Raw genomic sequence first — 14,059 nt, 5'->3', positions numbered from 1 at the left:
AAAAAGATACAGATTAACATCCTATATCAAATGTTGATCAGTTTATTGATTTCGTTTGTTGGCTCTGTGGGTGTAAATAATATGTTGATCATAGCTGCCGCAAAAATTAGTGAAAGATTTAATTGGCCTTCGCTTCTCTACATTTTCCCTTATGTTTTAACACCAATCTTCATCGTAATTTTCACGTTAATTTTTTTGTTTTCCACACGAAAAATTGTGAGAGATCTCATTACATTAGAGCAAGGGCTTCAATTCATTTCGGAGGGCAATCTGGACTACCGTGTACCCGTCAATCGACAAGATGAACTTGGACGAGTCGCTTCCAACATCAATCACATGACTGAGCAGTTGCGGCTACAGATGATCAAGGAGCGCGAGTTGGAAAAATCCAAGATGGACATGATTACGGGCATCTCACATGACCTGCGCACACCACTTACCAGCATAATCGGGTATATCGAGCTTCTTAGAACAGAATCTTTTCAAGACAAAGCAGAGTATGACCGCTTCATACAGAACACCTATAACAAAGCAACGCATTTAAAGAAGCTGCTCGATGATTTATTTGAATACACACGCTTAACCTCAGTAGATACCCAACTGGATATGAAAAAGGTTGACCTACATCAACTCTTGGATCAGTTACTGTTTGAATTTGAACCATTGGCTCAGGAAAATAGTATTCATATTGTAAAAGAGATTGGCGATGCTCCAATCATGGCCATCGTAGATAGTGATAAGATTGCTCGCGCCATCGATAATCTTCTCATGAATGCCCTAAAGTATTCCTTCAAACCGGGTACGATCCACATTCGAATGAGTATGCGTCATGAACACATTACCATTGAAGTCGAAAATAAAGGTATGCCACTCACAATAGAGCAAAAAGATAAACTGTTTGATCGTTTTTATAAGGTAGATTATTCAAGAAGCAGTGAAGGCATTCAAACGGGGTCTGGTCTGGGTCTTTCGATTGCAAGAAACATTGCAGAGTTACATCAGGGTACCTTGAAACTTCAGCATACGCATAACATATTTACGTTCCAGATAAGCCTGCCTTCCAACAACATCCAGTAAACCATCAGCGAATTCAGTCATGGAGGATACAGCAATGAAAACATCCGAACCACTTCTTTTCCTGCAAGGATTTCTGAAGAACCCCAAACGAGTAGGTAGTCTCCTGCCCAGTTCCAAATTTCTAGCCCGAAAAATAGTCCAGTCTGTACGATGGGATGAAATTCGAACCATTGCTGAGCTGGGGCCTGGAACAGGTGCCATCACACGTCTTATGAGAGCTGAATTACCCCAATCTGCTACCGTTTTTTTATTTGAAAGAGACCCGAAAATGAGGAATATTCTGAAGAAAACATATCCTGAATTCATGTACCATTCGAATGCATCCTATTTAGTGAAAAAGATGCATCAAGAACATATCCATCAATTGGATAATATCATTTGTGGACTGCCATTTTTTAATTTCTCCAGAGAAATGAGACGTAACATCCTTTCACAGATCCATACAGCGCTCCGACCTGAAGGCACGTTAGTGTTATACCAGTACTCCCTTCATATGAAGAAACGATTAGCTGAACTATTCGAGATTGAGAAAATTCAATTTGTGCCCTTCAGTTTCCCTCCTGTTTTTGTGTATGTTTGTCGTAAAAGGGACGATGAAGGACAACGTGAAACGATCGAATTGGGTAAGATCTGATTTATCCTCTATAAATGTTTAATGTCCTGTCTTGTCCTGTGAGGATCTAATCATGCGAGTCATCATCTTACGCGGTAACAAGCGCGGCATAAATGCAATGAAGCGGTTACGAGTCCCTGGCATAATTAATGTCTTGCCACGCAAGAAGCCTTGATATCCTTCTTCCGCTACCTGTCCTGCTTCCATGATCGGGCCCTGCAACATCTTCGAGACACCCATACCCGAACGATCAACAAATCCGGTAGATGTCAGACCTGGACACAGTGCCGTCACCGTAACACCAGTACCGTTTACTTCATTCTCCAAAGCTTCAGTGAACGATAGCACATACGCTTTCGTCGCATAATATACCGACATCATCGGTCCAGGGAAAAAGCCTACCAACGAAGCCACATTCATCACTCCGCCTTGCCCACGTTGGATCATATCCGGTAAGAACAGCTTGGTCATGACCGTTAAAGCCTTAATATTCACGTCAATCATATTAATTTCTTGTTCCAGATCCGTCTCCATAAATGTCCCGAACAGGCCGAAACCCGCATTATTGACAAGATAGTCAACAACAATGCCCTTTTCCTTCAGCTCATGATAAATCTCCTGTGGTACCCCAGGTGCCGCTACATCTTTGGCAATAACCGTCGCCTGAATGCCATACTTTTTCCGATATTCCTGAGCTAGATCCTGTATTTTACCCTCACTTCGTGCTACCAGCACAATATGATGTCCACCTTTGGCAAACCGATCTGCTAATTCTTTACCGATCCCACCTGATACCCCTGTGATTAGAACTGTCTTTCTCATGTTGTTGCCTGCCTCTCTTTTCTATAAAATGTGTTTCATCTGGAACATCAATATTTGAACGAACGTTCTATAATAGTGAAAAAAATAGACTACCTCCGTATGAGATCCATGGATAGCGTCGCTATACGAAGAAGTTTTTCTTTGGTTATCGAAGTTTTGGCCATCACCCTTAACCCAACGCCTACATTATGCAGATATTCTGCCAATACTTCGGCGTTGTACTCGGTTGTGAATTCATCTTCCTGCTGTCCCCACACAATAATGTCCTTGATTAGTTTCTCCGTATTTGCAAACATCTCTATCGATCGATTGTTCATATCGTCATCACGTGCCGCCAATTCGACCGTCGAATTAACAATGAAGCAGCCTGATGCTGGATGCTCCTCACTATGAATCAAAGAAGAAAATATAAACTGAAGTGCTTCCGTTGCCGTTTGAGACTGCTCTACACCTGTTGCAAGGGCAGAGCTCATCTGGTGATCATATAGATCTACTGTCTTCAGGTACAAGGTATGTTTATCACCAAATGTGTCATACAAGCTTTTACGATGAATTCCCATATGATTGACTAGATCGGTCATAGACGTCTTCTCATAGCCTTGTTCCCAAAAAAGTCTCATCGCTTTATCCAGTACAACAGACTCTTCGAACTCTTTGCTTCTCGCCATTGGCTTCCCTCCTGTTCAGAAAACGAACATTGAATAACATGAGTATGATCTTAACGAGCCTTTAAAAGGTAACAATGACTTTGCCCTGCGAGTGACCTGTTGATACTTTAATCAATGCCTTTTCAATGTCATCAAACGTATACGTAGAATCGATCGAAGGTTTAATGTCTTCTTTTTCTACAAGAGCTGTGATTTCTTGCAACTGAATCCCACTGGAATGCACAAATAAAAAACGGTATTCAGCTTGAGTCTTACGTGCCATGGAATCCAGGCGTGCACCGACGAGACCAAACAATGCTCTTTTCCACAACGGGAATTGACTGTCCACTGCAAAACGATAATTGGGTCCTGCCTTCAAAGAGACTAATTTCCCCTGTGGTTTTAAAATACTCAGTTCAGCTTTGATCTCATCCACACCCAAGGTGTCGATCACATAATCGATATCGGACAGAATGTCAGCATACTGCTCAGTCTTATAATCAATGAATTGATCTGCTCCAATGGATAGAGTACGTGCTCTGCCCCTCTCACTGCCACTTGTGATAACCGTTAATCCCATGGACTTGGCAATCGGGATAGCCATTGCACCGAATCCACCCGTTCCACCAGGAATAAACAGTTTTTTATTCGGCTCAGCTTGGAGTACATCATGCAATGCTTGATACGCGGTCAGGGCAGTAAGGGGTACCGCCGCAGCTTCGATAAAAGATAGATTTTCAGGCATCATGGATAAGGCATCCTCATGTACAGCTGCATATTCAGCAAAAGCACCAATTTTGTTCAGAGGCAACCTGGTATAAACCTTATCACCTACTTTAAACTTCAAAACATCATCACCAACGGCTTCAATGACACCCGATAGTTCATTCCCTAAAGTTAGAGGTAACGTATAGTCGGCAATCATCCGAACACTGCCATTCATATTCAAGATATCCAGCGGATTTACACCCGCAGCTTTCACTTTGACAAGGACCTCACGGCTATGGATCTGAGGTATCTCAATATTATTGATTTCCACTTGGATTTTTTTGGAGTATTTCTGTATTTGAGCTGCTCTCATCATTTATCCTCTTCCTTTGCTTATAGACTATAAAAGTTGAACTCAAGATTATTTACACTGACCTACGATGACAGAACAACCTTCCAATCGCTGTTATCGTGTAAATGAGTAGTTCAACTTATGTTAGGAACATGGCGCGCAATATTCAGTTGTACGCCATGCTCCATACTTTTTGCTAGTGTAGCCCCTCTTGCGACTTTAATTCTTCCAACGTAGGATAATCCGTGTAGCCCTTACTTCCCAAACCAAAGAATGTTGTCGGATCTGCTTCATTCAGTGGCGCACCTTGTTGAAGTCGTTCCACCAAATCTGGATTAGCTAAGGACCATACACCAACCGGTACCAGATCAGCGAGACCACGATCTAGATCTACACTAAGATCATCCAACGTTCTTCCAGCACGATTGACCAACAATGGATTTTGCCAGATCGAACGAATGTCTTGAAGTAGGTTCTCATCTCCAAGATGCATAACATGAAGGTAAGCCAAATCCAATTGAGCCAATTCTTTTACAAGATAGCGATAGAGTTCAGGGCCTTGTTCTCCATCTTGAATTCCACCCAGCGGTGTCCCTGGTGAGATACGGAAGCCTGTTCGTTCTGACCCTATTTCCTCCACGATGGCTTTGGTTACTTCCATCGCAAAGCGAGCACGTTTTTCTATAGATCCGCCATACTCATCTGTGCGTGTATTCGAATTCTCTCCCAAAAATTGATTGATCAAGTAACCATTGGCTCCATGAATTTCAACGCCATCTGCCCCTGCTTCGATCGCTGCGGCTGCTGCCTTTCGGAAATCAGCGATGGTCGTTTGAATATCCTCCTGACTCAATTCCCGGGGAACGGGGATATCCTGCATCCCTGTAGCCGTAAACATTTCTACACCAGGTGCGATTGCAGATGGAGCAACCGGTTGACGATGATGCGGGGTATTGTCCGGATGGGACATGCGACCCGCATGCATTAATTGGATATATACATATCCGCCAGCTTCATGCACCGCATCGGTTACCTTTTTCCAACCTTTAATATGCTTATCGGTGTAAATGCCAGGTGACCACAAGTAACCCTGTCCATCATCAGAAGGCTGTGTTCCTTCCGTAATCAGAAGTCCCATGGTTGCACGTTGAGCATAATAAAGTGCCGCTAACTCTCCAGGTGTACCATCTTCTTGTGCTCTACTGCGTGTCATAGGTGCCATCGCTAGTCGATGAGACAATTCCATGTTACCAATCTTCGTTTTACTCCATATCTTTTCCATTTGGATGTACTCCTCTTCTTATTTGAGATTTTGTAGATGTATCCTCTAGATTCTGCTGTATTAATTCAATTCTGAAATGACCGGGTAGATTGCGCCTGTCAGCTGAAAATCATAGTTCTGGTCTACAATGCCTACAACCACTTCGTGGTGATCATACAGATCGATCATGAAGCCTGCCATTTCTTTAGCTGTGTGATATTTGGACATATTCGCTTTGTAATCAAATCCTTCAGCATCAATTGATTTTTGTACAAACTCTGTTTCCGTGATCGCTGGTGCAAGCACCTTCGCTTTTAGTTTTGCACCCTTCAGTTCCAGTTCTTTGGCAAGACCTTCTGTAAAGGCGCTAACGTAGTATTTCGATGCAGAATAAGCAACACTGCCTACAGCAATGGCATATCCGAGTGCGGAGGAGACGTTAATCAACTGAGTACCTTCGACATTTGCATAATCTCGCACATACAATGTAGAGAGAATGGTTAGTGATTCGATGTTAACACGTAGCATGGTCTCCACTTTATCCAAATTCTGTTCAGCAATGAACGAACCTTCTCCCAGCCCCGCATTATTGATCCAAGTCTCAATTTCATATTCCTTCAAATCGTTATATAGCGTGTACGCCTCTGCGGTAACAGACAGGTCGCTTGTGTGTACGATAACATTCACTTTAGGATCGATACCCTGGATAGTCGATTTAAGCTCTTCAAGCTTATCCAATCTTCTAGCTACCAAAATCAAATTTTTGCCCCGTGCTGCAAATGCCAATGCTGTTTCATATCCAATTCCTGAACTTGCTCCCGTAATCACTGTGTATTTCATCATATTCTCTCCCTCATATTCTTTAGATTAGTGTAAATTCACTTTTGAGAACGATCGTTCTTTATTGTGCAAAAAAAAGAAGTTAGAACTAACTTGCTGTTAGCATATCATTTCTAGAACGAACAGTAAATAATTATTTTATATGTAGAACATATGCTTGGAACATACTTAAATGAGAATAAAATCACGCTATATAAACCATTTATATCATAAATTAAGAATTCCTATATCGTTTCACTCCTTCAAATTAAGTAGAATTAACTTTTCTTTCGTTGAATAATCTAATGTCAGGCTTGCTGGCCACAAGTATAACCATCAACCTTTCCTAGTTACGCTAAGCTGAATTCGACATGATCCATGCCAGAAATTCTCCAAACGAATCGGATACCTTTTCAACCTCTTCAAATTCAGGCTCACATCCACGGACAATAGCTCCTCTGTCGGTTGTTAAGTCCATGGCATAGAAGGAATATCCATCTTCCACAGACATTACGATCGGCAAGTGATGATCCCACCAGGACGTTATCTCTAACTGCCAAATAGCATCCCCCTCTGCTGCCTCCAAACTAAGCATTTCAAATTCATTCCATTGGAATGCGGTCTCCGTGCTATTGTTGAACTCAGCCTCACAAATAAACCAGGTTTGCTCATCCGGTGCAACGCATTTTTCAACTACATTTAGAAATTCTAAATATTCATCTGGAAGTCCTTTATATCTTGAAGTAACGCTGCTGTTTAAATGTGACTGCGAACCGGATTTACTCATTATGTCCCAGCCCTTTTCCCCGGCCCAAGTCATAAATTCCCTAAAGTGAGTGTTTCCTTTTCCATTATTCATTTCCAATTTATACACCTGCCCATCAGCTTAAGAAATAGAAACTATATCACCTATTCGGGATTTGAATGGAAAATCCCTGCTGTGGTGCTTCAAAGAGAAAGACAAAAAGACTGGAAAAATGGTTGGGAAAAGCGGCAACCAGCTTCCAGCCTTTGGTGGTTGGGGGACAGTTAATTTGAAATTGGACAGGATGTGAGTTATATCATCATTTGAGACTAAAATCACGTGAAATAACGTGTTTCTATATCATAATTTTATATTTTTTATATCTTATTATAAGATAAACATATCTCTTCTATACTATAAAATGAGATTATTCCACTGACTGAATAATATTCATATCATATCCTTGATTTTATCACGTGCACGGCTATACAAAATTACATCTGGAGAAGTTACGTGCTATTTTAGATTCAATTCTCCTTAACACTGAATCCACTTCGCCATTCTTTGATCCAATGATTAAATTTACAACATAAAAAGAGCTGCTTTTAAAAGCAGCCTTAGTTTACTCAAAGAAAATTGTAAAAAAGCTATGAGGAAGAATCAAATAATTTGATTAGATTTCCATTTTTTTCGTCTATATCATTCAAAATTGGTTTTTCTAAGTCAACAAAGTGATAGTTATTTTGTCCAAGAATGTATTACTGCTTAATTATGTAGAGTTATCTCCACACAACAATCTCCTCTATACTTTGTCTTGTTTTTTGACGGTGTGGTTCTTCAGAACGATAGCCAAAAGCAACCAGACACGCTACGCCAAATTCTTGTTTGTTCATAATTCCTTCATCATGGAATATGGAAGCCACTTTCTCACGATCAATACCTTCTACTGGACAGGAATCGATTCCGATTTGAGCTGCTGCTGTCATCATATTCCCCATTGCAATATAGCTTTGCTTGCATGCCCATTCATAAATAAGTTGTTCGTTATTTCCAAGCTCTATTTCAGTAAACATTCTGTACATGTTGGAAACAAATTTAACAACTTCTTCGGGCATCTTCTGAACTTCTTTCATTAACTTAGTTACATATTCGGAATCAAATTTCAACTCGCTTTCTCTTCTAGCCAAAATAAATAGCAAGTGGCTTGATGTAGGTAGCTGTCTTTGAGCACCTCCAGCAACCGGTTTTAACTTCTCACGCAATTCTTGTTCTTGAACCACAACAAATCTCCACGGCTCTAGACCGAATGAACTGGGCGACAATCTACCCGTCTCCAGAATGAAGTGAAAGTTTTCATCCGAAATCTTTTGATTAGTATCAAAAACTTTGCAGGCATGTCTAAATTGGTACGCGCTTAAAATCTCATTTTTCTTATCTTCAATAATGCTCACTATATAAACCTCCCCAAACTGTGTTATATTTGTTGATGAATCAACGTTGATATATCAACAAATATATAACAAGATAGGATCAGTTGCAAGAGAAATAAATTTATGTGTAATACATAAAAAATACACCCCATAGAATCATGGATTAACCCGAGAAGGTTCCAAGAACTATTCCAAGAGTGTATCTTGATCTTGATCTAGATCCAATCATCATGATTTAAGAATAATAATACTATCTTTACACCACTGGATTAAACTGGTGAAATGATTCTTTCCATATTGATTTGTAATCATCCAATATTTGTAGTTATTATCCTTATGCTCCATATTAAGAAGCCATTTTTCTAGTTCTTCAAATACTTTTAAATTTTCTTCAAGTTTACGTTGATATGCCTCTATATGCATGATGATCTTCTCAGATGAACCATTACTACCAAAAAAAACTCGTAATAATAACTCGTTTTTTTTGAGATCCACCACATAATCTTTTGGCTGGGATAGCCATTGAGACAATGTCTCTCTTCCCTGATCCGTTATTCTGTAAAGTTTTTTATCAGGTTTTCCGTCTTGACGAATAACTTCCAAATTAATATCAGAATTGTCCAATAGTTCTGCCAAACTGGGATATATCTGCCCATAATTCTCATTCCAAAAATAACTCGTGCTTTGATCCATATGCTGTTTAATATCGTAACCGGTATGTGGTCCAAGGGCGAGTATGCCTAACACAGCAAACTTGGTGTTGGCTCTCCCCGATCGATTTGCCATTTCAGTTCCTCCTAAATCCAGTTGCTGCACTTATTCTTAATCAAATTGTATTATATCGTATTCCAGGTGATTTAGCATTATTGAGTTATATATTATTATAATATATATTAATTTAATAACTTTAATTGACAAGGTTTTTAAAAGTGTTTATAGTTGATTTGCCGGCAAATGTAAACAAGTCTGACTTATTTATATTCTGTAACACATTGAAGGAGTGTATTTTTATGACTATTATTAATGTTAATTTCCCTACTGGACGGATTTCCGAGAAACAACGTGTTCTTCTGGCTGAAGCTCTAACTGATGCCGTATTAGTCCCAGAAGTTGGACAATTTTGTCCCCCTGCAAGAGAAGGCTTTCAAGTCCATTTCACAGAGCGTGCAAAAGATTACATGGCTATTGGAGGTAAGCTTTTGTCGGATCAGCCTGAGCGTGATGTCATTACGATCAATGTGTTGGTAATGGATGGAGACTGGTCAAACGAGGTGCGTAAAGAAGTAATTGAAAATATTCTACGTAGTCTCACCACCATTCTTGAGGTTCCGGAACCTTCTCCTAGCTGGTGGGTAAGTTTTCAAGTCATTGAAGATGGAAGCTGGGGTTCTAGTGGCGGTGTTCTTTCTATTTTAGATCTACTTAAATCAGGTGTGTTTACTGACGAGAAGATAAAAGCGATCAAAAAAAACATTTTAAAGTAGTAATTTTTGATGAATCATCTTTTAAATATGATGCGGTTATTGGGAAGGGTCAAATATTGAACCACTATATATAATAAAAACACAGCCCATCTTATCATCAAGATGGCAGTGTTTTTATTAATAAATATGAAAATTACTTTTCCTTCATTTGTTCAACATTCTTATTTAATTGAACTAATATTTTTCTTAGCAAAGTAAGCTCAGTATCACTAATATCAGTTAACAGTTCCTGTGCAAAATGTTCTTTTTCCTTTTGTGAAGTTTCAATTAATTCTCTTCCGTAATCAGTTAATTGAACTAAAATAATTCGGTTATCCTCATCTTTTTTTCTTCTAGACACAATTTTATGGTCTTCAAGCTGTTTGAGATGTCTAGCAACAGCAGCCTTATCAAGTGTCACTTTTTTTTGTAAGTCACCTTGACTGATTTCGATTTCTTTATATATCAATGCGAGTATTTCAAAGCGAGATTGGCTGATGCTGATATAGGTATCAAATGTAGTATTTATGGCGTTATTCACACGATACATCTCGTATAATAACGTGGACTCCTGTGACCAATCTTTACTCAAAACCATCACATCTTTCTTAATCATATTTATTGCTAACGGCTTGCAATGTATTGTCAATATACAACTTAAATTCTCATTTTACAAGCAATTCGGCTCGTAGACACAACGTTTTTGTAAGTGAGAGGTTTCTCGATATTCTATTAGTTATAGTTCTTCCCATCGTATCATCCATACCTAAAAGCCCTCTCTCCAGTGGAGAAGGGCTTTTAAGTTTGGAATTAGATTAATATAGATAAGTAAACTCAGTATACTGATAAAGTACCGTCGTAATTAATAACCTGTCCATTGTGATTCTCTTCATCCAGAACAAAGTTAACGATTAATTCCGCAGCTTGAACAGGTGTTTTCACATAATCCCCTGTCATACGCCCATTCAAATCTGTTGAAACCGCCCCTGGCATCACTGTAAAAATCTCTACAGGTATATTCTCCTTCTCAAAACTCATTCCCCAAGACTTTGTCATGACATTCAAAGGAGCCTTGGATGTTGTATAGGCAAATGCATTGAAGTAAGGCAACGGCTCAATTGGTATACTGATATTTTGAATCGTGCCTTTATTGGCAATCAATAGGGGAAGCAAGCCTTTTGAAAGTGCAAAAGGACCAATAAAGTTAACCTGATGGGTTGCTTGCAGATCCTCTACCGAAAATTCCCATCCCACTTTATGCATATCTCCTGGAATACCAGCATTGTTTACCAAGAGTGACAACTCGGGATGATTCTCAGTAATCGTTTTCACAGCATTACCAACACTGTGTAAGTCAGCAACGTCTAACAATATCAAATGTGCATCCCCAAGTGCTTGGAGCGAAGCTACTGCCGTTTCTCCTCGCTCCTGATCGCGTGCCCCAACTAAAACACGATACCCCGATTCTAACAACAGTTTTGCAATCTCATATCCAATACCTTTATTCGCACCAGTTACTAATGCTGTCTTTGTCATTTGTTATTCTCCTTTTATTACGAGCAATCTTAAATTCACTGCTCCGTAACTTTTGATTTTATTGTTGATGTATCAACGTTGATATATCAACAGTTTATGACAAATCATTTATTATCGCAAGCTTTTTATAAAGGAATTCTAAGGAATAAATTAGCCATCAGGTAAAATCCTTTTTAGATTGACTGAGATGCTAAACTGTCATTAAACAAAGTTGCCCATTATTTTGATAAATTTAAAGGTTTAATAAAGATTAGATTTATGACTAATTCGTAATCGGTACAAGTTCTTGTCCTTGGCTCGGGAAACTAACTTGTAAAGATAAAAAAAAGCCGCTAAACGAGTTGTAGCAATTGCTACGTTTCTTTTCATCAGCAGCTTTGAGAGCACTTCAATGGGTTCATCCCAATCATGGATCGCCAATGTAAAGACCCCCAGTGATAGGGAGTATTAAGTTACCCCGGATTTCAATATAAGCTTGTACCGTTTCTTCAGGAAACATATGCCATGGCCACCAGCCTTTGTTGTCATATAGTCCGGCTTAAATATCCAATTGAATCGCGTCTAACAATAATAATTTGCCATCCAGTTGGATTAATGAGGTAGAGTGTCCGAACCATGTAACTGATGCATTATTGACGCTTCTTGAGAAAAAAGATTTTGTTATCCTTTGAACCTTAAGCGGTTCTTTAGGTCGCGCATTAGGATTTCCTTTCACGTATTCACGAAGTACTGGCAGTAACACCTTCAGTCTGTAGTCAACTGATTTACAACGCCACGCGGCTGGCAAGTGATCGACTGAAAGCCGCCAAACAAGCCATTTTAGTAGCCGCCTAAATTTTAAAAAAAACAGGAAAAACCGGATGGAAAGCAGTCTATACTTCTTTAGACGGGCGATTTATAAAAATGATTCATTTAATAATAATCTTGAACATTAAAAGAATCCAAGGGACGCTCCGATAAAATCTATATAGAGGAGTGATTTAATGAATAGACATTCTGTAGCTGATCAAAAATTAAAACATCAAATCTATAAAATCTGTTTCGAGGAATTAACTCTACGGAATAAACTTTTTAATATGCGCGCCCGTAGATTTGAGGTAGTATTTGTATTATCTTGTTCGTTACTCATGGCACAACTTCTACTTTGTATTGTTTTATTGTTAGTATGGGATTACTCACCTGGTTACTTTTACGGAATCTTCTTAGTATGCCTAGGCACGATTACTCTTTTATCTCACTTAGCCACAATTCAATCTTCACGAAAATACATCCGAACAGAATATAAGGAACTAGCATACCTCGTTGGAAAATCAAAACTTACATATGATAAAGAAATTCTTTTTGCATTACGGTGTGATGAAGTTTATTACTTTTTGAGAAACAATAGGTTTAACCACACTAACATCGATAGTCTGATCCAATATTTCTCATCTTATTTGCTATTTTCCTCCCAACTGCTGTTTGGGTATGGAGAAAAAATATTGAAATGATATTTCTATCCAGATCTAATAACTATAATGAACTTACGATTATTCTACGCACTGTTAAGTCATTTCCAAAGTTTTAGTATCATTTCTAATGGCCTCTAGTTTTCTTCAATTATATGGAAATAGTAAGATCATGTTCAACTTATGAATTCAATTGAAAAGAGTTCAATTGAAAATAAAAGACTGGAGAAATGGTTGGGGAAAAAGCGGCAACCAAGCTCCAGTCTTTGGTGGTTTGGGACAGTTAATTTTTGTTAGGGACGGTAAAAATACAATTAGACAGGAATTATTTATTTGTTAAATATCCGCTGTCTCATCGCCTCAAACAGTAAAATCGTCGCCGCCATTGCCGCATTAAGTGACTCAGCCTGTCCCTGCATCGGAATCGTAATCGCATCATCTACCAAACGCGCCGTAGCGTCTGAAATACCTTTACCTTCGTTACCAATGACAAGCCATACCGACTGCGTAAAATCATAACTATAACATGAATGCTCTGCCTGCAAAGAAGTACTAACCAGCTTCACGCCCGCAGCCTTCGCTTCGGGAAGCAAGGATTCCAACTGGCCCTCCACAATGGGCAGATGGAACAGCGAGCCCATCGTCGAACGAATCGTCTTCGGATTATATACATCAGCACAGCCCGCGCCAAGTACGACCCCAGCGGCTCCAGCTGCATCCGCACTACGGATGATTGTCCCTACATTACCTGGGTCCTGTACCCCATCAAGCACCACAACAAGCCCTCGCGCTCCTGCGATCAGGCTTTCCAGTGGCTCACTGCCTTTACGCACAATCGCGAATACAGGCTGTGGAGTCATTGTATCCGTACATTTGGCGATAACCGCAGGAGATACACTGACCCACTCCACACGCTGAAGCGGGTTTTCAAGCCCGGCAAGCTCATTCGGTACGCCTTGCTCTCCATCGTACACAATACACTCAAGATCTGCTCCGGCACGTAATGCTTCCTGTACCAGATGAATGCCCTCAATGATATATTTATGTTGACGGGTACGATGCTTTTTCTCCAGCAACTGTGCCCATTCTTTTACACGTGTATTTTGCGGTGATACAATATCCATCTTTCCATCCTTCC

14 protein-coding genes are annotated in these 14,059 nt (G+C 39.6%); 3 read left to right on the top strand and 11 right to left on the bottom strand.

Translation table 11 applies throughout. From position 1 onward, the window contains the following. The first annotated feature begins 30 nt into the window (after positions 1-30). Both ACE04G_RS21780 and ACE04G_RS21775 read left to right on the top strand, forming a co-directional pair. Positions 31-1,077 (top strand): sensor histidine kinase, encoded by a 1,047-nt coding sequence (locus ACE04G_RS21780; protein WP_339305596.1) that lies wholly within the window; start codon positions 31-33, stop codon positions 1,075-1,077. 34 nt (positions 1,078-1,111) lie between these two features. Beyond that, positions 1,112-1,711, top strand: coding sequence for a class I SAM-dependent methyltransferase (locus ACE04G_RS21775; RefSeq protein ID WP_221823640.1), 600 nt, complete (start codon positions 1,112-1,114; stop codon positions 1,709-1,711). Positions 1,712-1,729: 18 nt separating this feature from the next. Here the strand turns inward: ACE04G_RS21775 and ACE04G_RS21770 are convergent, their stop codons facing one another. The 8 genes from ACE04G_RS21770 to ACE04G_RS21735 form a co-directional block, all read right to left on the bottom strand. Continuing rightward, positions 1,730-2,512 (bottom strand): SDR family NAD(P)-dependent oxidoreductase, encoded by a 783-nt coding sequence (locus ACE04G_RS21770; RefSeq protein WP_449003623.1) that lies wholly within the window; start codon positions 2,510-2,512, stop codon positions 1,730-1,732. A gap of 89 nt (positions 2,513-2,601) precedes the next feature. Continuing rightward, positions 2,602-3,180, bottom strand: coding sequence for a TetR/AcrR family transcriptional regulator (locus tag ACE04G_RS21765; protein WP_449003624.1), 579 nt, complete (start codon positions 3,178-3,180; stop codon positions 2,602-2,604). A 61-nt stretch (positions 3,181-3,241) separates the two neighbouring features. Further along, positions 3,242-4,240, bottom strand: a complete 999-nt coding sequence (locus tag ACE04G_RS21760; protein ID WP_449003629.1) for an NADP-dependent oxidoreductase — start codon at positions 4,238-4,240, stop codon at positions 3,242-3,244. 175 nt (positions 4,241-4,415) lie between these two features. Next, complete coding sequence (locus ACE04G_RS21755; RefSeq protein WP_449003625.1) at positions 4,416-5,501, bottom strand: alkene reductase; 1,086 nt, start codon at positions 5,499-5,501, stop codon at positions 4,416-4,418. 60 nt (positions 5,502-5,561) lie between these two features. Continuing rightward, positions 5,562-6,320 (bottom strand): SDR family NAD(P)-dependent oxidoreductase, encoded by a 759-nt coding sequence (locus ACE04G_RS21750; RefSeq protein WP_221823674.1) that lies wholly within the window; start codon positions 6,318-6,320, stop codon positions 5,562-5,564. A 334-nt stretch (positions 6,321-6,654) separates the two neighbouring features. Beyond that, positions 6,655-7,158 (bottom strand): SMI1/KNR4 family protein, encoded by a 504-nt coding sequence (locus tag ACE04G_RS21745; protein WP_449003626.1) that lies wholly within the window; start codon positions 7,156-7,158, stop codon positions 6,655-6,657. A gap of 665 nt (positions 7,159-7,823) precedes the next feature. After that, the gene (locus ACE04G_RS21740) at positions 7,824-8,486 is read right to left on the bottom strand and encodes an NAD(P)H-dependent oxidoreductase (protein WP_221823676.1); all 663 of its coding nucleotides are present in this window, start codon (positions 8,484-8,486) and stop codon (positions 7,824-7,826) included. Between the two features lie 216 nt (positions 8,487-8,702). Further along, on the bottom strand, positions 8,703-9,260 hold the full coding sequence (locus ACE04G_RS21735; RefSeq protein ID WP_221823650.1) for a PadR family transcriptional regulator: 558 nt from the start codon (positions 9,258-9,260) through the stop codon (positions 8,703-8,705). Positions 9,261-9,484: 224 nt separating this feature from the next. Here ACE04G_RS21735 and ACE04G_RS21730 point away from each other — a divergent pair, with 224 nt between their 5' ends. After that, positions 9,485-9,958, top strand: coding sequence for a tautomerase family protein (locus ACE04G_RS21730; RefSeq protein WP_221823652.1), 474 nt, complete (start codon positions 9,485-9,487; stop codon positions 9,956-9,958). A gap of 133 nt (positions 9,959-10,091) precedes the next feature. On the opposite strand, the gene ACE04G_RS21725 is transcribed toward ACE04G_RS21730, so the two are convergent. The 3 genes from ACE04G_RS21725 to ACE04G_RS21715 all read right to left on the bottom strand — a co-directional run bounded on the left by ACE04G_RS21725 (position 10,092) and on the right by ACE04G_RS21715 (position 14,045). Beyond that, entirely contained in the window at positions 10,092-10,487 is a 396-nt protein-coding gene (locus tag ACE04G_RS21725) for a MarR family winged helix-turn-helix transcriptional regulator (RefSeq protein ID WP_397376288.1), read from the bottom strand. Positions 10,488-10,771: 284 nt separating this feature from the next. Continuing rightward, complete coding sequence (locus ACE04G_RS21720; RefSeq protein WP_339305601.1) at positions 10,772-11,473, bottom strand: SDR family NAD(P)-dependent oxidoreductase; 702 nt, start codon at positions 11,471-11,473, stop codon at positions 10,772-10,774. A gap of 1,777 nt (positions 11,474-13,250) precedes the next feature. Continuing rightward, entirely contained in the window at positions 13,251-14,045 is a 795-nt protein-coding gene (locus tag ACE04G_RS21715) for a TrmH family RNA methyltransferase (protein ID WP_221823656.1), read from the bottom strand. Positions 14,046-14,059: the final 14 nt, after the last annotated feature.

The organism is Paenibacillus sp. AGC31, from assembly GCF_057334655.1.
This window is presented reverse-complemented; position numbering and strand designations above follow the sequence as displayed.